Origin of the sequence: Psychrobacter sp. MES7-P7E (assembly GCF_002863645.1) — a bacterium.
GTDB lineage: Bacteria > Pseudomonadota > Gammaproteobacteria > Pseudomonadales > Moraxellaceae > Psychrobacter.
On record NZ_PJBU01000093.1, the window covers coordinates 1 to 21,453 of the forward strand.

The window sequence follows — 21,453 nt, forward strand, 5'->3', positions numbered from 1 at the left end:
AAAAAATGCTTTATTCAAATATGTCTGTTTCGGCTTATGGCAATATTGATGAAATAGAATACTATGTTAATAACTTTAATGAAATATTTCAGAAATTTGAACAAGAAGTTCGTTTTTCTATCAATTCAATTTTGACTTATTTAGAAAATGGAGGAGGATTGATATTCCCTATTCCAGTAATGCCAGTAGATATCGAGCCTATATTAGAGGATATTAGTAAAAAAATTCACGAACTAGCTCAGTTACAGCAAAATAGAAATAATTTCTGGATTGAATATCACAATATTGCTGCAAAAGAATTTATATTTAATAACAAAGCTACTATCATCCAATATCATCAAGAACTTAAGTATAAACAATGGTTAAGCCATCTAATTAAACAGTTAAATACCTCGATAATATCTAAAAAAATCGGTGATATTATGACCGAAGAAGCTATTAATCTACAGCATGATGAGTTCATCGCTCATTTAAACTGTTTTAATTCTGAACTATCTAATAAAGTAAAGATTTCTAAAAGTAGAACGACTATAGGTCAAGCTTTCATGAAATGTAACTTCAGTGAAGTTAGCGACGATATGGGTACTATTCTAAGTGAAGGCGAACAACGTATTGTTTCACTCTCAAATTTCTTAGCAGAATGTACGATTGATAATAAATTAAATAGTATTATCTTTGATGATCCTGTTACTTCTTTAGATACGGATTATAGAGAGCTTATCGCAGTCAAATTAGTTAATTTAGCTCAAACTAGACAGATTATTGTACTGACGCATGATCTATCTTTTATGAGATTGCTTATGGATATTCATAAAACTGAGACCTCAAATGATTGTGAGATAATAGGAATTGATAAATATAATGGAGTAACAGGTATTGTAACAGATGAAATTCCATATTTAGCTAAGAATCTTCAGGAAAGAGTTGACTCAATCCAAAGAATAATCAGAGAGCATGACTCACTTTCAATCACAAATGCTCATGAGCGAGAAGTTAAATTAGACTCTGCTAGGAAAAGGTTCAGAATGCTATTAGAAAGGTCTGTCGAAGAAGTACTATCAAACCGTACATATGAACGCTTTTCAAAGAATATCAATTTGAAAAGAGGCTACTTATCAAGCTATGTCGTTACTGAGGAAACTGATATTAATTTCATATTAGGTTTGTTCGGTAAATATTCTATTACTGAACATGATGGAGGGATATCAACTATACCTAGGTTACCTAGTAAAACTGACATAGAAGATGATATTAGAGAATTTAGTTTGTGGAAAAATAGCTTCAAAGCTAAACTTAAAGCATTTAGAGAGGCCAGTGTGGGTTGATTTTTGATGAATCTTAATATTTTGAAGTTAATAAAACTTATTCCGATTTTAGATGACTGTAATCACTAAGCAGCTACTTGATAACTATCAATAGCTACACATTGCTGATGTCGAAATACCAATAATAACCGCTGACTAGGAATTGCTAGCCAATGACCAAACTCAATACTATCGACGCCTTGGCTCGTTAATGTCTGTGTACAGTGATGACGGCTAAAGCCGATTAGATTCTTGATAATAGGGTTATCGGTCAATTGATGTGACATAGGTTGTCTAATCCTCATTTACTTTACAAATTTGACGGTTCAACAGATCTTAGTGCTATCGTAAAACAATAAAGTAGAAATCCTGTGTAGTCATGATGGAAAGTTGATGAATCCTTATAAAATTCTTATTCTAAAGCTAGTGGTAGGGTGATACTAACCATCACACCAGAACGCTGGTTTTTACCAGTATCAGTATTATCAGTTCTAGCTTTATTAGTGTCAGCTTTATCATCATTAGTACGGACATTATTGAGGGCTACCTGACCACCATGATGTTCAATTACTTGCTTCACTAGTGTTAGACCAAGGCCCGTGCCTTTTTTAAGCGTATTACTACTATAGTCAGTCTGCCTTGGCTTAGTCGTTGGATCTGCCGCCTCTGTATTTAGATCATTGCTGTCTGTATGATTCGTTGTTTGAGATGAGGGTTGGCTTTGATGAGATAGGCTAAAATAACGTTCAAAAGCTTTTTCAATAGCATAATCAGGCAACAGCTTTCCATCATTAAATATATCAATGATTACCGTTCGCGCTGTGCTATGCAAAGAGATGTTAACAGTGCTATCAGCAAAATGAATGGCATTATCCAGCACATTTTGTAGGACTTGTATCAGCCAAAATTGGTCAGCAAACACACTGGTAGAGGCCAACAACTCTGCTGGCAAGTTTGTAGTGTTTGTCATGTGCTGATCATCGATGTATATATCGATAGGGTATAGATTCTGCTGTTGCTGCTTGGCTGTATTATCTTTGATCAGACTTTGCAAAAGTGGTAATAGGGGAGTCAGTTGTCGGTTGAGCTTGAAGGTAGGCTGTTCAACCTTCGCAAGCAACAATAGGCGGTCGATGAGCTGTTGCATTTTTACGCTTTGCTCACCAACCGTCTCAATGAGCATCTGCCGATCATCCTTATCAAGCATATGACCATCTAATCCATCATCTTCTAACAGCTCACTACTGGCGCGAATGGCGGTCAAAGGGCTTTTTAGCTCATGGGTCAAAGTATGGACATAATCAGTGACATAAGCTCTATTTTCGAGTCGATGCTTCATGGTCTCGATGGTATCTGTCAGGCTATTTAATTCATGACCCAGATAAAAATAGGGCTTTTTGGTGTCTTCTGCCAATGCACTGGTATATTGAGTCACCAAGGTAATACTTTGCTTGAGCCACCATGCGATGAGACCCGCCAGTATAAGGGCGGCGATACTGATAAGTAGTGCGGTGATAAGCATGCGGTTACGTGTGTCATCTAAATAAGGCAATACGCTAGCGACAGGCTTACCGACGCTGACCACGCCGATAATATCGCCAGACATATTCTTTATTGGCTGTGCGACATACATGACCGAACCATCACGCTGCTGGCCATCCCGCAGCGTACTTCTTGCACCGTATTGACCTCTTAATGTGAGATAGACATCATTCCAGCGCCCATAATTTTGCCCTTCATTATTGTCAGGTTTGGGTAGCGAGTCGTAAATGACTATGCCGCTACTGTCTGTCACATACACGCGAAAGCTACTGTAGCTTTTGGTTTGATCGACAGGACTGAGTATTTCATCCATCGCTGGCATGCCCACAAATGCAGCATCAAGTTGCGCTTGATATTCCTCATCATATAATTGTCCTGTAGATAATGGCACTTGGAGACTGGCTGCTAACAGTTTGCTAGTGTCTAGGAGCGTGTCTTCGATGACTTGCTGCGCGGTTGGCTTGACGTAGCCAAACAACTGAGTAAACACAACCACACCGCATATGACGAGCACCAACGCAACGGCTAGCCAAATCCTAAAAAATATACTTAAATTGAGCAGCCGTTTGCGTTTAGGAGCTTGCTGAGCAGTACCAATAGGGTGCAGTTTGGCATACCAATTGCTTTGGTCGTTATGAATAGCATTCTCAGCAGGATTAGTTTTATTATTCATAAACTAGCAGCCACTGTTAAGCGGGACATAATGCGTAACCCAGTCCACGATGCGTATGGATGACATCGACATTAGCATCTACCATAGCGAGCTGTTTACGAATTGATTTGATATGGCTGTCTATCGTGCGTGCCAAGCGGTGGTCGGGATAGTCGCTTACTGCGCTAAGCAATTGCTCACGGCTAAATACTTGATGCGGTGCTTGCAATAACGTTAGCAAAATTTTGCGTTCTGTATTGCTAAGCTCAAGCTTTTGCTCTTGCCACGTTAATGAATAGTTAAGCGGTTGATAATGCCAAACGCCAGATTGGTTCTCAAACGTTAATGCTTGTCCTGATAGATTATTCGAGGAAGTATTATCCGTACTGTTATCTGAGTTTATGATATGAGAGCCTGACTGTTGAATTAGCTGTTCACGGCGCCAAATGGCTTTTAAACGCGCGACCAACTCACGTGGACTAAAGGGTTTGGCACAATAATCATCGCCGCCCATCTCCAATCCCAAAATCCGATCGACCTCATCGCTACGCGCGGTCAAAAACACGATAGGCAAATCTTTTAAGGCGTCGATATCAGGTGTGTGACGTATTTGCTGACATAGGCTCAAGCCGTCACCATCTGGCAGACCGACATCCATAATGATCGCCGACAGATCTTGTGCTTCATAACTATGCAGCATGGGTAACACACTACTGGCATTATCCAACCAAGTTATTTGCCAACCTTCGCGCTTGCAGGTGACCTTGAGTGACATCGCGATCGCAGGATCATCTTCTACCAGTAAAATATGGGTCATAGTATCTACATCGTCTTATAAGCTTAATAAATTATCGTAGCACAAAACAGCAGACTGCTCTTGCTGCCACGAGTCAAATGGTGTGAAAAGTTAATGGAAAAGTAAGGTGCTCAGTAGATAGTGTGCGATGTAATTATTTTAATACATTCAACAAAAAGGCCAGCTCAATAAATAAGCTGGTCTTGATAACGAAGATTAAGCATGGTTGTTTATTAATAGACTAAGCGAAAACCTATTTAAGACCTTTGCAGTTGGCATAGTAGCTCACTGTAGCGGGCCAATCTGAAAAAATGCCTTGGACACCGACGTCTTGCGCTAGTACGTCAATATAATTCATCATATCACCATCATTGTTGATATCATCACCAAGACCGCTATAGTACCAATCGCCACCATCGGTTAGTGGTCCTGAACGCTCTATCGACCAGGTAATGATTTTTAGACCATTGGCTTTGGCTTGTTTTGCGTATTCTGATGGTTGCATATTTCCCTTACCATCAGTAGTGACTAACGACCAAAGTGCTGGAGCAATGGTGTTAATGCCGCGTGCTTTGATATTAGCCAATGAGTGCTTCCAAGTGGTTGCGTCATTTTTATTAAATGTTTTATCGTCAGCGGTCTCATTGCTGTCATCAATCAGATAAACGGCATTAGCCCCATAAGCTGGCTCGTTTTTGATCCAGTAATCCAGATCTTCTATATTAAATGACTGGGCAAATACATCGCTTGCAGGCACATCTGCTGCCTTATAAGTATCTATCAGCTGTTGGCGGTAATCATCTAAATGATAGCCGTTAAACGGCATGGTCACTGCAGGCGCTTTTAGCTCAGGCGTGTGTTTCATACCTAGCTTGCGAGCCAATGCGATATGCTCTTTTAATGTCATTACCTGACCATTTTGTGAATACAAATCCGTTCGCCAAGGCGCAGTTGCGTTCATATATTCACTAAGGCTGGTTGCTTTTTTATTGGCAGCATCCATCTTACCCGTCAAGGTCTTGAACTGAGCGGCACTGATATCTGAGGTGCGACATTCGATATTATCGGCATTGGTAAGTTTGCCTTTAGCATCTAAGATGGGCGGTACGGTACATTGCTTGGCCAGCGGCGTGGCTAATATATTAGTAGTGGTGTGCAAATCGTTCTGGGCATGACGACAGACAAGCTCACCGTCATTGGTAAAAGCGACATCACATTCCAAGATGCCAGCACCCATTTGTGCTGACGCCACGTAGCTATCATAAGTATGTTCAGGCAGCTGTAATGGCGCACCTCGATGCGCAATAGAGAAATCTGTCTTACTTGGCAGTTGCCCTCTGCATGCCTGTAGCTCTTCTTTTAGTGGTCCCTCATCCATATCATTTATCAAATAAAACGGACGCACTCCATAGGTATATGCGACAGGTGAAGACGATTGTGGCTGTGATTGCACTGTCGATAAAGGGGCTTTTGATGTGAGCGTTGATCGGCTATCGGTAGTGCAGCCTACTATCAATAATGAGCTGATCAGCGTTAAAGGTAAGGCGATATTAATCTTATTAACCTTAGCCAGCGTGTGCTTACTCAGCTCAAGCGCTGATTTATTAGAAATTGTCATGTAAAATGTTCCTGCAAAATTATAAAAAAATCCCATCGGACGTATGGATAGGAATTGAAAAATTAACGTTTGACTATTGGTTGCTACTTGCCAAAAGAAGCTAAGTGTCGTGCATTCTTGTAAAAGCTTAGTTTTGTAAGAGCTTAGCCTTGTAAGAACTTAGCATTAATGCGGATACAATTGTAGGCACATGTACTAAAGAATAGACAGCTGACAGTACTTGAGCCTGATGGTATTGAGCTTATCGGTCGTAAAATCATACGTGTCTTCTTATACTGTTCACATTTTTGCTATTGTCCGTTTAGTACCTCACTATTGACCATACTCTCAAACTAACAGATGATATTGACCATATAATGACACACACATTATTTCGGCAAAAAATACAAAAATGCTTAAGGCATATCTCACTACATTATTAAGGATAACTATGAGTAACTATTTAGACGCCGTCGTCGTTGAGCACAATCCCTCTCAAAAAAAGATAGATCGCGCAGTGATTTGGCTACATGGCTTAGGTGCTAGCGGTCATGATTTTGAGCCAGTTGTACCGCAGCTTGGCTTGGCTAATGATATGGCAGTACGTTTTATCTTTCCGCATGCGCCCAAGCGTCCTGTCACGGTCAATGGTGGGATGGTGATGCCGGCTTGGTATGATATCTTGGAGATGAGTCTTGAGCGCAAAGTTGATGTGACACAAATTGAGACATCCTCGCAGCAGATTCGCGATTTGATTGCCCGCGAGATTGAACGCGGCGTCAAACCTGAACATATCGTTATCGCTGGGTTTTCGCAGGGCGGGGCGGTTGCTTATCATGTGGCGCTCAGTCATCCAGAGCGCTTAGCGGGTCTGATGACGCTCTCTACCTACTTAGCAACCAATGACAATATTGAGTATAGTGCTGCCAATAGAGACCTACCGATTTTGATTGAGCATGGTACGCATGATCCAGTCGTACCTGTGATGCTAGGCGAGCAGGCGCAGCAGTTATTGACGAGCAAAGGCTACAACGTTGAATACCATACTTATCCGATGGCACATCAAGTCTGTATGCCGCAGATTCAAAATATCGGCAGATGGCTAAACACTGTTTTAGCATAGCCCATTAAGCTGTAACGTAATGTAATGCAGGCTACTTATAGGTTGAAACCTAACCGATATCTCCTATATAATAGCCAGTCTTATTGGGGATGTTCTGGCTTCGACGCTGGTGATGAAACTCAATGATGCATGTCGAGAGTGTATGTCCTCTCGTTAATCAAACATATATTGTTATAGTCGCAAACGACGAAACTTACGCTCTAGCAGCTTAAACCCTGCTTACTTAGTTGCTGATCACCTACAGTTGGTTAACTAAGTTGAAGCGTCCGCATGTAGGCTCGCCACAAGTGATTGTCTCAATTGCTTGGGTTCAAAAGTAGAGAATCGTCCAATCCATCCTGACTGTCGGATCGGTGCGGATTAAATTTAAAGACAGAAACTAAACATGTAGATTCATGAGCGTAATGCTGGCGGACGCGGGTTCAACTCCCGCCATCTCCACCAAACAACGATAAAGGGCTGACCGTCATAGACTGTCAGCCCTTTATTTTGGGCGTTTTTTAGGTATTGAGGTTTATATAGGGGTATGGCGTCCCATATAGAATGTTGGTATTATTGTTGGTATTAGAGTTTATACACGCTCTCAATACCAACAAAGGATAGTCCAATGCCCTTAACTCATACCGTTATCAATAAGCTACAGCCCAGTAGCACCTCGATTGATACAAAGCGACCTGACAAGCATAGTGACGGTAACGGGCTGCAATTATGGGTGCGTTACACGGGCGTTAAGTCATGGATTAGCGCCTACAGGTGGCAAGGTAAGCAACAAACCCTCACTATTGGCACTTATCCAGTTATGAGCTTGCAGAACGCAAGGCAGCGCAATATTGAGATCAAACGCTTAATAGCTGATGGTGTGAACCCCAAAGATCACAAAAAAGAGCAACAAGCCAGCCAAGACGGTTTAAATGTTTTCGATAACATAGCCCAGTCATGGTATGCAGAACGCAAAACCTACCTAGCAGAAAGCACCTTTTCCCGTAATTATTCCGCCTATATGCGTGATGTTAAGCCCTCTATTGGTCAAAAGAACATTAACGACATAACCGCGCCTGACATATTGGCTATTGGTAAAGCAGTAGAAAGCCGTGGCGCTAATGAAATGGCAAGGCGTACTATTAGAGAAGTAGGGCAGATATTCAAACATGCGATACGCAATGGACTAGCCACACATAACCCAGCCACAGACCTAGCCGAAGCCATCAAGCCACACAAAACAATCAACCATCACCGCATTACCAGCCAGCAACTGCCAAAGCTACTAACAGATATTGAGGCCTATCAAGGTGATGTACTGGTAAAGCTGGGCTTATGGTTTTTATGCTATACGTTTGTGCGTACCAATGAGATTAGATTTATGGAATGGCAGGACATAGATTTTAATCGTGGCTTATGGACTGTCCCAGCTGAAAAGATGAAAGCTAGGCGTTTGCACATTGTGCCACTAGCACCGCAAGCAATGGCGATATTGGAACAGATCAAAGAGCTAGGTTTTTCGGATCAGTATGTTTTCTTTAATACCTCAACACGTAAGCCATACAGTCAAAGTGCATTTATTAATGCCTTATGGAATATGGGTTATAAAGGTAAGATGACGGGGCACGGTTTCCGTGGGCTTGCCAGTACCACGCTACATGAAAAAGAGTTTATGCACGAAGCAATAGAGCTACAGCTAGCACATGACAGAGAAAACAAGATAAGCGCAGCATACAACGGAGCGCAGCACCTACCATACAGAATAGACATGATGAATGAATGGGCAAACTTCATTGACGATGCTTACGCTGGCAAACTAGACAACGTGATCCGTGCAGACTTCAAACAACACAAACAAAAGCTAGGCTAACACTTAGCGCCAACTATGCAAGGCTAGGACTAATTACCCGAAAGCCAGCCGTTCACACACCTTTAGGCTGGCACTGCCTTGCACCTACTTTGATTTAAGGGTGTGTAAAGGTGTGAAAATGAGTTTTTTTGAACAACAAGAGAAGCGCATTAATAAGCAATTCATATCAATTTTTGATAGTGTTTATTTTGTATCAGAACACGGAAAAGGCACAGTACAACAAGCCTTTGATTTTGTAGTAGGCACACTTTTAAGAAAGCAAACTTATTTACTACTCATCACTCCTACTTCGGTTAAAACTGTTTATGTCTGTAGTGATAATGAGCAGTCACAGTACGAGCCTTTTATTACCTTCGAAACCATCATTTACGAATTGAAAAACTGTATTGATTGTAACAATGTTGGAATAGGCACTCCAATTCGTAAGCTGGGTTTTGGCAAAAAGAGGTTTGTAGAACAGCTAATTAATTTAAATATGCAGCTACCTGAGCAAGTAATATTTAATACTGAGTCACCCGATATAACAGATGCAGACTACACAAACGAGGGTGACGAGTTAGCATTTTATCAAGGCTTGCCTAAAGAATACGACATCTTAAGAGCTGATAACGAGAAGCTAAAAGCTCAATTCCAAGAGTTATGGGACAAGAAACAAAGACCTGAGACTTTTTACGAAATTCAAAAAAATCTATATGAAGGTGATAGACAACGGCTGACTGAATGTAACGATAAGTTAGATAAGTCTTTACTAGAAGTAAAATCTCTAAATTCACATTGTAATTACTTAGAACGAAGCCTTGAACAGTCAAAGAGAAAGGCAGAACTAGATCAACACATAGCAGAAAAAAGAATATCAAACCTTGAGAACCAACTAGCACAAGCCAAAGCTGACCTTGCAGACAAGCCAGCTGATGAAGTGGAACTAAACCCCAAAACCCAAACAGCTGTTACACGTTTATTAAATGTTCTATTCCATAAGGCACAATTAGATATTGCAGCTCATAAAGGTACGACCAACAAAAATATAGTTAATTCCTCAATAAGCTTTAATGCGAAAATAACAGAAAAGCCCGTGAGTCATTGGATAAAACAGGTACAGCAATTAAGAATAGACACAGAAAAAAGATAATTAAAAAAACAGGGGTATATCACCGTTATATACCCTTATAAGCCCCCCTTACTACCCCCTAACATAGCCCATGTAAGCCGTAGAGCAACTTTACGGCTCAATACATTACATGGAGCTATGAACATGACACACCCAACCCAAAACACCCCAGTAATTCCTTTTACTGATAACACCTCTCACGATACCGAACCAACCACCGCAAACAGTCCAGCTATGCAACTGCCTACTACTGGCATGGGCAGAGCAAAGGATATTTTGCCGTTCCTACCTTTTAGCAAAACCACCTTGTTTGAATGGTCAAAAGATGGACGTTTCCCAGCTGGCAGAAAGCTATCACCAACGATGACAGCATGGAGCTATGCCGAAGTGCACCACTGGCTTAACTCTCACACCTCAAACACAAGCGAGGTGTAGATCATGAACACACGGCAAACAAAGCAGAAGTACAAGCAAATCATTCTTAATCACCTGTTAGCAGGTAAGACCCTATCCACCTATGAAGCATACGACCTCTATAACATAACGTGCTTTTTACAGCGTGTCAGTGAGCTAAGAGATCAAGGCGTAACCATTCAAGATGAATGGGTAAAGAACAACGGCAAACGCTTTAAACGGTATTGGATAGACCAGCCAACAGATAATAACGCTAACGAGGTGCAATCATGAGCCAATCAAACGACATATTAGAACCGCGCCTAGTGGCAGTAGATAGCTATTACTTGTCTGTCATTAATGACCGCATACAAGACCTATCAAACGATGCTGAGAGCCTAGCAATGGCACTTAGTGCTATCAGCACAGATGATGACGCAAGCAAGGGCGTAATAGTCGCTGTGAAGTCTGCCTTATTCGCTAACAGTGAACTAGCAACCATTTTAAGCGAGCAGATGGACGGGCTTATCTTATTACCTGAAATCAAGGTAAATGATTATGAGTGATGACACCTTTATAAACGAAGTAATGGACAGGTTAAAAGACAAAGGCGTGCTGATGATAACTGATGATTTTATAGATCAACTAATCACTACCTTACACGCCAATGTGACTGCCATTAATAGCCTGATAGAAATAGTAGAAGTAGAAAATCAGATGCTAGCTTTACGCTGTGCAATACCAACAGGCAGCCGACAAGTGGAGTCACTAAAAGAGCTATCCAAACGCATAGCAGAAATCGCCTTTAACGTGGAGGACGTAAGAAATGACCAACGATAACAAAACCAATCTAAAAGCCGACCACGGGCAGCACAGCGACAACCAGCCCCACAAACGTAGCTTACTACTTAGATTTACTATCTTTATGGCATGGGTAGTAGGTATTGGCTTGCTACTGTCATTGGTAGCTTGCCAGCCAGTCAATGCTAAACTGATTGCAACCAATACCAACAATGGTTACTATATAGACCTCTCAAAACTTAACAGCGACTTGCCAAGTCGTAAACTTTTGGCTTTTTTTGTGCCTGATAATAGCGCAGCCTCTCAAGCTGTCCCTATCTACTCAAGCATAGCCCCACATGCTTATTTAAGCGTATCAAGGGGGCAAACCATCATATCTATAGCAAATCATTTGCTAACCGACTATGACGGGTTGACGCTGCAAAATAAAATAGCCGTAAGGCGAATATGCGGGGCGGTCACTGTTAAGACCGAGAGTAAGACCCGTCACCCTATACTTTTACCGTATAGCGTGGCACATACTCAAAAATTAACAGGAGGCTATCATGCCTAATTCAATCCGTACGATCTCAAACACTCAAACCACTACCAACAGCACACCAGCCACGTTCAAGGCAGGTGATAGCGTTCTATGCCCGTCATTGAGCCTTAACCCGTTTGTACTTCACAATGACCCATACGGCAAGCGCAAACTATTGGCACTTACTTACGATGACAGCCACTTGTACTATGACAAGCAAGGTTATTTTGTCCCAGCATGCGATAAGCAGACAGGCGATTATCAGCCGTCACTATTCCACGACACGCCAGCCAACCGCCAAGCGATAGCCACGCTATACAGTGGCAAGAAAACCAGCCAACGCACAGTAATAGACATGACCGAAGCAAACGACAACGAAGTTATTGTTATGTCATCTTTTGAGTTATCAGATATTGCTTGTGATCTTGAAAGCGCAGCCGTTGTTATAAGTGACATTGGCAAGCTGTTAGCACTTATTCACTATGAAAAAATAGAACCTCATGTCGCTATATCAATGGCACGCTTAACACATGACACCACTGAAACGTGGCACGAACTACTGCAAGGCCAGTTAGGTTCAATCAAAGAAACCCTAGCAATGACTCGTTACGGCAAGGAGGGCAGCCAATGAAAACCTACCCTCCAAAACAGAGCCGTAAGCACGCCAAGCGCAAAAGCTACTACAAGAAGTACAGAGCCACGCGCCAGCCTAAACAGTCACAAGCAAGGGGGAACAGATGACCACCACACCAACAAACACCCATGAAAAAGCCCGTGCATTTAGCACAGGCTTTACAGTGGTAATGAATAGTTTTGATGCAGCCACACGGCAAGGGCTAGCAGATGATTATCTATTGATTAAACTATTGCAGCTATTACCGCCTAACAGTCTAATAAATATTACAGATGATCTTACTACAGATGACGCGCAAATAGTAGCAACCGCTGGCACGATAGCCTTACGTTTGACCGATAAGCAAGGCGATACAGTAGGCGCGGTATTCTACACACCAAACAGCAAAGCAAAGCCCATTGTCATTGATCCTACAGGGTATGGCGCTATCGTCATTGGTGAGCCAAACAAAGCCAATGAGATAATAGCGTTTAATGACCTTGATAGCGGTATTGATGTTTATATGCACCTAATGGCTAGTGACAAGACGATCATCATTAGCCCTCACAAAACAAAGCAATGCCTTAAAAAGATGGTGCAGCACTGGAGCAGCGGATCACAGGTTACTGTACCTATGACGCTTGATGACAAGGGCTTGATAAACCTATTGGCAGGTGTAAAGGCGCAAGCATTGGTTACCGTGGCTCATATCGTCACCATGCTACAGCATGACAGCTATGAAGCCATACTGGCAGACAGCGACAACCAGCTAATCAATTTACAAGACACTGCCTATTATCCTGAATGGCGCGATGATCCCCAGCTGAATGAACCAATGATCTATAGTGATGGGCGTTTTGAGCTCTACCATGACGGGCTGTTTTTCGTGAAGTATAACGATGATGACCCAGCAAATATAACCTTTAAGTTTAAGGCGTTTGTTTGTTCACCGATAGAGGTTATCGCAAAGACACGGGACACAGGCAGCACCACATGGGGGCGGTTATTACAGTGGCGCGATGATGACAGCGTATTACATACATGGTCAATGCCGTTATCACTATTACAAGGTGATGCAAGGGAATATCGCAAAGAGCTGGCTAGTCAAGGCTTGAACATTACCACCAACCCCAAACAGCGCAGCTACTTAGACACCTATATTCAAAACTACCCTATTCATAAACGGGCGTTATGCGTGGATAAGTTGGGCTGGCACGATAAGCAATATATATTACCTGACAGAACCATAGGCAGCGATGGTAAGCAGCTTATCGTCTATCAGTCTGCAAACAGCATTAACAGCACCTTAACCCAGCAAGGAGAGCTAGCCCAGTGGCGTGATGAGTTATGCAAACCACTAGCAGAACAAAGCCGTTTTGTTTTCTCTATTGCTTGCGCGTTTGCAGGGCAATTACTGGAGCTATTGGAATATGACGGGGGCGGTTTTCATCTCTTAGGTTCATCAAGCATGGGCAAGTCATTATCGCTTAAATTGGCTGCTAGTGTATGGGGCAACCCTGACAGGTACGTTAAGACATGGCGCAGCACTGACAACGCATTGGAGGGCACAGCAAGCGAGCACAATGACAGTTTTCTGCCACTTGATGAGATCAGCGAATGTGATCCCAAGATAGTAGGTAAAACCGTTTACATGCTGGCTAATGGTCAAGGTAAAGGACGAAGCACCACCACGGGACACAATCGCATAGCCAAAACATGGCGCATTATCTTCTTATCTAATGGTGAGGAGTCGCTACAAAACTTCATGGCGCAAGCAGGGCAAAAAACCAATGCAGGTATTGAGGTTAGAGTCGCGCATATAGACGCTGATGCTGGCAAAGGCTTAAAGACGTTTGATAGTTTGGTACTGGCAGAGACAGGCGCAGCACAAGCGGATAAAATTAAAGAGTTATATCATAGATACTATGGTGTGGCTGGTATCGCATGGCTAGAACATATCACCAGTGACAAAGCCGCGACCACAGCCACCGCTAGGCAGCTTGTCAGTGACTTTATGAGTCAATATAGCGACCTTGCCCCACAAGCGCATAGAGTCGCTAAAAGGTTCGCTATTGTGGCTGCTGCTGGTGAGATGGCAACGCTGGCAGGTATTACAGGCTGGCAAGCAGGACAAGCAACCACCGCCGTTATGACATGCTTAGATAATTGGCTTGACAACTATGGGCGCGATGGTGAGCATGAGCAGCGCCAAATCATAGAGCATATCCAGGCGTTTATTGAACAGCATGGCAGTAGTCGCTTTCAACCTTGCCACATTCACATGCACCAAGATTTTGAAACTAAGATAACAAACCGTGCTGGCTATCATAACTACGACACAGGCGAATATTATTTCTCTACCAGTACCTTTGATGAAGTCTGTTCACCATTCAATAAAAGCAAAGTATTACAAGTGTTAGATGAAGCTGGACTATTGAACGTGACAGAAAGCGACCGCAGAACGTGTAGAGTATCTTTACCATTCAAGAAAAACCGTACGCGCGTTTATGCAATCAAAAACGAGATATTAAGTTGTGAACCTACTAAAAGCACTGGGACACTTGGGACACTTGGGACAACTGGGACAACCCATATGCAGCAAGGGCTAGACACTGTCCCAAGCAATAAAACACCACTGGGACAGCTGGGACAAAGTAGCTCAATTTGTTAATCTGTCCCAAGTGTCCCAAGGGTAAAAAAGGAGCTGGGACAGCTACAAGCCAACAACCACGGGCGTTGTCCTGTTGTCCCAAGTGTCCCAATCAAAAAACTAAGGTACAGCAAAAACAATCAAAGGTAGGCGTTTATCGTCTGCCTTTTTTTATGGTATAAAAACCTTATATCTAATAGCATAAGGATAAAGCAGCTTATAACCGAATTAATGCTAAAATTCTTGTAAAAAATTCAATGAGGCAGCTGTAACCTTACCACTTAGAACCCACTCTGTAGCTTCAGGTTTACTGAAACCAACTACTCTAGCCTGTATTTCTATTCTATTACCTTCAGTCTTCACAGCTCTTAATCTTAAACGAGAGGTAAAGTCCACCTTATCATAACGATATACCTGACTTTGCTTTAAACCTCTTATGTGATTTATTTGATAATCAGGACGTTGATTTTTTACAGCATAAAATTTTAGATTGGAGACCCATTGTCTACCTGACTTTGACGCAACTACTTCAATATCAAAGAATGATTTTACATTTTGATTCTTGAGACCATATCTTGTCAAAGTAGTCCATTTATTATCTATCTTGCTTATACCATAAATAGAATTCAAAGATACAACAGGTTCATAGAGTCTAGAGTCACAAATTATATTATATGTTACGTTATTATCAAATTTTTCTAAATAAGGATAGATAGCATTAGCAATTTGCAACTTGCCTTCAGAATTTGGATGAAGTGCATCCAACATCCATCCGTTAAGTTCATAATAATCGTAATCTCCTGTTAATGAAGGCAAATCAATATATTGCATATTGATATTTTCATTAACAATCTCTTTTCTTACTTTTGTATATGCAGGGAACAAAAGACCTCTTGCATCATCTCCTTTAGAGATGCCATATATAGAACTCCGGTTAGGCTCAATTACAAAGATTTTAATGTTAGGACATACATTGCGAATTCTATTAACCCATAATTGGAACTGCTCTTTAAATTGCAATGCAGTTAGCTGAGAAGGTCTCTGAAGAGCATCATTAGTTCCAAGATTGATTACAGCGACTGTAGGCTGAATGGATTGATAATACGCTTCAATATTTACTAGTTGATTATGCTCTTCAAGAGTTGACCCACCCCGAGCAAACACATTATATATCAACCCTTTTTCTTCAGAGTCATCTATAAATTGAATACCATAAGCTGCGAACTTTTTACCATTACCATCTAAACTTATTATCAACTCACTACTCAAATGCGTGGCGTCAATATCAACTACTGCTAATTCTTCTATCGATGAATCAGTGTCAATTAAAACCCTTTGGCCAGCGGATAGAGCTGAATACCCGAATGAAAAACGACATCCATTAGGCTGTTTGAGATAAAAAATCTTAATTTTAGTTACCTTAAGCAAACCCTTCGTTGTTATAAAAATTTGCTCTCTGTTTGACTCTTCAACGTAAAAACCTTTTCCATCAGGTGAGTACTTATAAGGTGATTGCTCCCATCTATGGTCAGACTCTCCCCACATATGAATAACAGTTGCAGGGTTAGTACGTTTAACCGTGATTTGATCATGTTCACCCATTAACTTAGTGTGTGAAGTAGTCAAGGGTAAATAATCAAATTGTTTGAAGCCACCATATTGAGGTAGCAGTCGTGAAATTAAACTAGCAGTGTATGTTGAATTATCATGATTTTCAGTTAAAGAATCACCTATAAACAAAATTGAATCGAGCATATTACCTACTTTATATGACTAAGAAATATTAGAGTGTATTCCGAAAAAGAGAAAAGATACTACTTATGGCTCGTACTATGCCAACGGATAAGCAACGAAAAACGTTGTTTGATATCTTGTAATAGGTCAATACATATAGCAAGACCATTCCGAGACAGATAGTTAGAACTATGCCGTATCATATAGATGTTGACTCTTTCTACTTTTTTTGACGGTTGATGTACCATTACTATATTACTGTCATGACTATTAGTAGAAGTGGAATAGGCAAATAGCCACTACCGATACACACGATAATGGAAGGTTATGGTAGTAAATGGTTGTTTGTAACGATGGTATGGTACAGCTGCTAATTACAATAATCAATTGTTGGGTTTAGCCTGTTAAGGTTTATCTAGGTTTTCGGACACGTTAGGCGATCACTGCCAAGCCCTTTTTATAGTGTAAAGAAACCCTTAGGTTTCCCCTAGGTTTTTGGACATCGTAGAACCTAACAAAACCTAACATTCAAAATCAATTTGCACCGCCTTGCATGTTGTCAAAAGTTAACAGTCAAACCAGTTTGATGACTGCCAGCATGTTAATAAATGTTAAGGTTTAAAAGCATAATTACCTTTACCACCCTTTACCGATTGCCTAACCCCCAATGGGGTAAGCGTTAGCCCAAAGCATGACCATCATTAGCCTACAGCGTTATAGCCTCACTAAAACAACATAGAGCTGTCAAACAAAATCAACACCGCGCTACTACCTCATAAAACCTCATATTAATATTGCCCATTGGCAGCACTCACTACCCCAAGAACACCACAAGGTTAGAACCTGATAAAACCTGAACCCAAAATATGATAAAACCTTACATTGAAACGTTAGAAAACCACATATCGCAAACCTTATAAAACCTTACATTGAAAACCAAATCACACACCGCGCAATGCTGGCTTGGAATTTGCCGTTATAGTACCGTTGCCTAGTTTTCGGAGTCCATAAAAGGGGCAATTTTCGGACATCGTAAGCAGGGTTAAAAATGACTTTATGGAACAGTACGCACACGCGCGAAGCAAACACCAATTACAAGGGACTTTTGCGAACAGTACGCACGCACATAAAGGACTTTTTAGAGTCCATAAAAAGGGGTAGTTTTTCGGACTACTATAAAAAGACTGGGGGACTTTCTTGAGTCCATAAAAAAGCACTTTCTGGACAGGTATCGAGGGGGGTATTGTTTTGAGTGTTGAGCGTATCGACAGAGGACACCGCCACCATTCACACGCTCAAGAAAAAAACCGTTTCAAAAAGAAGTTAAAGCGATCAGTATAGCCAAACACTTACAGCGCATACCTTAGCACCTATAACTGGTTAAATAAGCATTTTAATAAAGTTAAGAGAGGTTAAAGCAAAAAGCAATAGCTAAACTTTTAATTTCGCGTGCGTAAAAATATGCATATGGCTGCGGTCACCGCTTGTGAAGTCCTGAACAATTAGACCACCCTAGTATGTTGAAGCAGTAAATAATTACAAAATAATATTTAGTTGATAGGGTAGGCATTGAATAACAGCAAAATAAAAAACGATTGTTGGTATTATGGTTGGTATCGTCTATTTTTAAATTTATAATAATGTTTATTATCAGTCACTTGTAAATATAGTTTAGTTTCCGCCATCTCCACCAAACATTAAAAATCCGATCACTTAGGTGGTCGGATTTTTTTTGTCTAAATTTTATGGTTAATTAAAGAAACAATGATACCAATAAACTTTTGATGAGAAAGTAAAAACTATTTATATAGAGTAATCATCAAGTCTTTGAAGTTGAATCACAGTTTTTCGTCGCCTATGGAGAACATAATATTAACTTGTCTTAAAGAATAATTCTGATTATTCTTAGTTGAGGCCTATTCTTCGCATCAGGCAATGCAGTAGCAAGAATAAGCGGACTTTCAAATAACTACAGGGAATGTATTATGTTAGGAAAAATGATGTATCAGCCATTGCTGATCAGTGGTCTAATCGAACACGCTGCCCGTTATCATGGTGATACGGCGGTTTTGTCCAAAGAAGTCGATGGACAGATGACTCATACCAATTGGCGTACTGTCTCAGATAACTCAAAACGATTGGCCAATGCGTTGGCTACACTGAGACTTAAATCATCAGAACGCATAGCAACTTTGGCTTGGAATAATCGTCGGCACTTAGAAGCTTGGTATGCCATTTCAGGTAGTGGCATGGTTTGCCATACTATCAATCCACGTTTGTTCCCTGAGCAGCTGAGCTACATTATCAATGACGCTGATGATCGAGTACTGTTTTTTGATACTACTTTCCTACCGCTAATTATGGCAATCAGACAGCATATCAAAGGTGTTGAACACTTCATTTGTCTAAGTGATCGAGATGATAGTATCGTAGAGAAACTGCCTAATGTACTGTTCTTTGATGAGCTATTAGCAGAAAATCCTACTGACTTTGACTGGCCTCAATTCGATGAAGCGACCGCCAGCTCTTTATGCTACACATCAGGAACTACCGGTAACCCTAAAGGGATTTTATATACGCATCGCTCTTCTGTGCTGCATGCGATGGCATTGTGCATGCCTGATGTCTCCGCGCTCTCTGCACAAGACGTTTTGTTACCCGTAGTACCGATGTTCCATGTCAATGCGTGGGGCACACCTTATGCAGCTGCCCTGACTGGTTGCTCTCTCATACTTCCTGGTCCAAATCTCGATGGTGACAGCCTAGTATCTCTCATTGATGATTGTCATGTTACGGTTGCTCTAGGGGTTCCAACAATTTGGCAAAGCCTATTAACCGCTGCCAAAGCCAGAGGTAGTAAGCTTGATAGCATGACGCGTACCATCGTCGGAGGAGCCGCATGCCCACCATCAGTAATCAAAACGTTCAGAGAAGACTTTAACTGCGATGCGGTGCATGGTTGGGGCATGACAGAAACTAGCCCACTTGGAACGATGAATCAAATAAAAGCCAAGCATAAATCGCTGAGTAAAGATGAGATTAATGAGTTGCGTAACTCTCAAGGTCGTCCGCCCTACGGCGTTCAGCTACGTCTCATAGATACTGATGAACCGCTACAGCGAGTCGAAGAAGATGGTATGTCTCAAGGTCGTTTACAGATCAAAGGTCATTGGATCATCAATGACTATTACACAGAAAATCCTGATGCGATAACTGAAGATGGTTGGTTCGACACAGGCGATATTGCAACCATTGATGCCGATGGCTATATGAATATTCGGGATCGCTCAAAAGATTTGATCAAGTCTGGTGGAGAATGGATATCGTCAGTAGAGCTGGAAAACATCGCAGTCGCCCATCCGCAGATAAGAATGGCGGCCGCTATTGCTGCAAAGCATAAAAAATGGAGCGAACGTCCAGTACTAATTGTGGTGAAGGAGCCAGATTCAGAAATCGATGAGCCACAAGTGCTGAGCTTTTACGAAGGTAAAATCGCCAGCTGGCAAATACCCGACAAAGTCATCTTTGTAGATAACATCGTGCTGAATGGCGCTGGCAAAATGGTCAAAAAAGACCTGCGTGATGATTATGGCAACGTGTTATTAGATAGCTGATTTGGCTGTTAAGAGCATAAATTGACAATGCTACTTGCAAAACCAAGTGTGTAATCTAGATAGGTTTCTTTAAGAATAGTGGTATAGGTGAGTAGGGCGTTTGAGATGCTCGTCATCTATATCACTTATCATGATTATTATTTCAAACGAGCACTGAGAGATTAATGTACATCAGATGCACAGATTGAGATAGATAGAGCAGGACAGTATAGAACACCAGATACAACAAAGCCCCTGATATCAGGGGCTTTAGCTGTTCTATAAGATAGTATAGGAACTATGTAATGGTACCCGGAGCCGGAACGGTTAATTGTTGTTAAGTGTTTGATGTATATAGATAAATATTTAAATATATATTTTAGTACACTTGTGAGTATACTTTAGATTTGTTTTTCAGTTTTATAATTTAATAGTAACTAAATATTATCGCTTGACTAGTTTTTAGTATAACAGAAGCTATAAACGTAATCTGGAAAGGCAGAAGCCGTTGCTAGACTTACAACAAGTGTGAGGTTAACCTGAAGCATCGTCCTTATCTACGAGACCATCCCAGATTCTGTGTAACTGCCCTTTAGATTAAATGCTTGCTGATACGGTCATCAAACATAATCATAAAACGATTCAGAGCAGACGTCCAGTTACGGATTGGCATCGACCACTTTTTAGAGGCCTGCTGGGTTGCCAGATATACTACCTTGAATGCTGCCTGATCAGACGGGAACACCTTACGTTTATTCACCGCTGTCCGAATCACGCTGTTTAGCGACTCAATAGCATTGGTGGTATAGATTACTTTTCTGATGTCTTTAGGGTAGCCAAAGAACACCGTTAAGCCCTCCCAATTATTGCGCCAAGACTTGATGACATGCGGGTACTCTTTGCCCCATACTTCATCAAAGTGCTCAAGGTTGGCCTCTGCCATCTCAAGCGTATCAGCACCGTAGATGGCCTTTAAATCAGCCGCTACGGCCTTCTTATCCGTCCACGGCACAAACTTCATTGAGTAACGCACCATATGCACGATACACAGCTGAACCTGAGTGTTGGGGTAAACGGTATTGATGGCATCAGGGAAGCCCTTTAAACCATCGACACAAGCAATAAGAATGTCCTGAACGCCGCGGTTTTGTAGCTCAGTGAGAACACCAAGCCAGAAC

General features: G+C 41.4%; 18 protein-coding genes and 1 other RNA gene. 13 read left to right on the plus strand and 6 right to left on the minus strand.

The genetic code is table 11. The annotated features are described in order from the left end of the window. On the plus strand, positions 1-1,325 hold a 1,325-nt coding region (locus tag CXF62_RS06965), incomplete at its 5' end, for an AAA family ATPase (protein WP_145990541.1). 65 nt (positions 1,326-1,390) lie between these two features. Here the strand turns inward: CXF62_RS06965 and CXF62_RS06970 are convergent. The 4 genes from CXF62_RS06970 to CXF62_RS06985 form a co-directional block, all read right to left on the minus strand. After that, positions 1,391-1,591, minus strand: a complete 201-nt coding sequence (locus CXF62_RS06970; protein WP_102093530.1) for a hypothetical protein — start codon at positions 1,589-1,591, stop codon at positions 1,391-1,393. Between the two features lie 125 nt (positions 1,592-1,716). Continuing rightward, positions 1,717-3,519 carry a two-component system sensor histidine kinase CreC gene (gene creC / locus CXF62_RS06975; RefSeq protein ID WP_102093532.1) on the minus strand — a complete coding sequence of 601 codons (1,803 nt, stop codon included), beginning with the start codon at positions 3,517-3,519 and terminating at the stop codon, positions 1,717-1,719. Between the two features lie 16 nt (positions 3,520-3,535). Beyond that, on the minus strand, positions 3,536-4,315 hold the full coding sequence (locus CXF62_RS06980) for a response regulator (protein ID WP_102093533.1): 780 nt from the start codon (positions 4,313-4,315) through the stop codon (positions 3,536-3,538). Between the two features lie 232 nt (positions 4,316-4,547). After that, positions 4,548-5,912, minus strand: coding sequence for a glycerophosphodiester phosphodiesterase family protein (locus CXF62_RS06985; RefSeq protein ID WP_102093535.1), 1,365 nt, complete (start codon positions 5,910-5,912; stop codon positions 4,548-4,550). Positions 5,913-6,342: 430 nt separating this feature from the next. Between CXF62_RS06985 and CXF62_RS06990 the strand changes: the two genes are divergently transcribed. The 11 genes from CXF62_RS06990 (at position 6,343) to CXF62_RS07040 (ending at position 14,969) form a co-directional block, all read left to right on the plus strand. Next, entirely contained in the window at positions 6,343-7,014 is a 672-nt protein-coding gene (locus CXF62_RS06990; RefSeq protein ID WP_102093536.1) for an alpha/beta hydrolase, read from the plus strand. Between the two features lie 85 nt (positions 7,015-7,099). After that, positions 7,100-7,458, plus strand: a transfer-messenger RNA (tmRNA) gene (gene ssrA / locus CXF62_RS06995). Positions 7,459-7,621: 163 nt separating this feature from the next. Continuing rightward, positions 7,622-8,863, plus strand: coding sequence for a tyrosine-type recombinase/integrase (locus tag CXF62_RS07000; RefSeq protein ID WP_102093538.1), 1,242 nt, complete (start codon positions 7,622-7,624; stop codon positions 8,861-8,863). 118 nt (positions 8,864-8,981) lie between these two features. Then, on the plus strand, positions 8,982-9,992 hold the full coding sequence (locus CXF62_RS07005; RefSeq protein ID WP_102093539.1) for a hypothetical protein: 1,011 nt from the start codon (positions 8,982-8,984) through the stop codon (positions 9,990-9,992). Between the two features lie 123 nt (positions 9,993-10,115). Beyond that, positions 10,116-10,406, plus strand: a complete 291-nt coding sequence (locus CXF62_RS07010; protein WP_228153187.1) for a helix-turn-helix transcriptional regulator — start codon at positions 10,116-10,118, stop codon at positions 10,404-10,406. A gap of 3 nt (positions 10,407-10,409) precedes the next feature. Beyond that, positions 10,410-10,658, plus strand: a complete 249-nt coding sequence (locus CXF62_RS07015; RefSeq protein WP_102093541.1) for a helix-turn-helix domain-containing protein — start codon at positions 10,410-10,412, stop codon at positions 10,656-10,658. After that, entirely contained in the window at positions 10,655-10,930 is a 276-nt protein-coding gene (locus tag CXF62_RS07020; RefSeq protein ID WP_102093542.1) for a hypothetical protein, read from the plus strand. Before CXF62_RS07015 ends, CXF62_RS07020 begins: the two co-directional genes overlap by 4 nt. Then, positions 10,923-11,204: a hypothetical protein gene (locus CXF62_RS07025; RefSeq protein WP_102093544.1), complete on the plus strand. Its 282-nt coding sequence runs from the start codon at positions 10,923-10,925 to the stop codon at positions 11,202-11,204. The genes CXF62_RS07020 and CXF62_RS07025 overlap by 8 nt, the downstream gene beginning before the upstream one ends. Next, positions 11,191-11,718 (plus strand): hypothetical protein, encoded by a 528-nt coding sequence (locus CXF62_RS07030; RefSeq protein ID WP_102093545.1) that lies wholly within the window; start codon positions 11,191-11,193, stop codon positions 11,716-11,718. Before CXF62_RS07025 ends, CXF62_RS07030 begins: the two co-directional genes overlap by 14 nt. Beyond that, on the plus strand, positions 11,711-12,316 hold the full coding sequence (locus tag CXF62_RS07035) for a hypothetical protein (protein WP_102093547.1): 606 nt from the start codon (positions 11,711-11,713) through the stop codon (positions 12,314-12,316). The genes CXF62_RS07030 and CXF62_RS07035 overlap by 8 nt, the downstream gene beginning before the upstream one ends. Positions 12,317-12,422: 106 nt before the next feature. Continuing rightward, complete coding sequence (locus CXF62_RS07040; protein ID WP_102093548.1) at positions 12,423-14,969, plus strand: DUF927 domain-containing protein; 2,547 nt, start codon at positions 12,423-12,425, stop codon at positions 14,967-14,969. A 213-nt stretch (positions 14,970-15,182) separates the two neighbouring features. Here CXF62_RS07040 and CXF62_RS07045 read toward each other — a convergent pair whose 3' ends face one another. Then, positions 15,183-16,703: an SGNH/GDSL hydrolase family protein gene (locus tag CXF62_RS07045; protein WP_102093550.1), complete on the minus strand. Its 1,521-nt coding sequence runs from the start codon at positions 16,701-16,703 to the stop codon at positions 15,183-15,185. A 1,964-nt stretch (positions 16,704-18,667) separates the two neighbouring features. Here CXF62_RS07045 and CXF62_RS07050 point away from each other — a divergent pair. Further along, a complete protein-coding gene (locus CXF62_RS07050) occupies positions 18,668-20,296 on the plus strand; it encodes a long-chain-fatty-acid--CoA ligase (RefSeq protein WP_102093552.1) in 1,629 nt (542 codons plus the stop codon). Between the two features lie 571 nt (positions 20,297-20,867). Here CXF62_RS07050 and CXF62_RS07055 read toward each other — a convergent pair. Further along, positions 20,868-21,453 (minus strand): IS256 family transposase (locus CXF62_RS07055; RefSeq protein WP_145990542.1); only part of this gene is annotated, 586 nt, incomplete at its 5' end.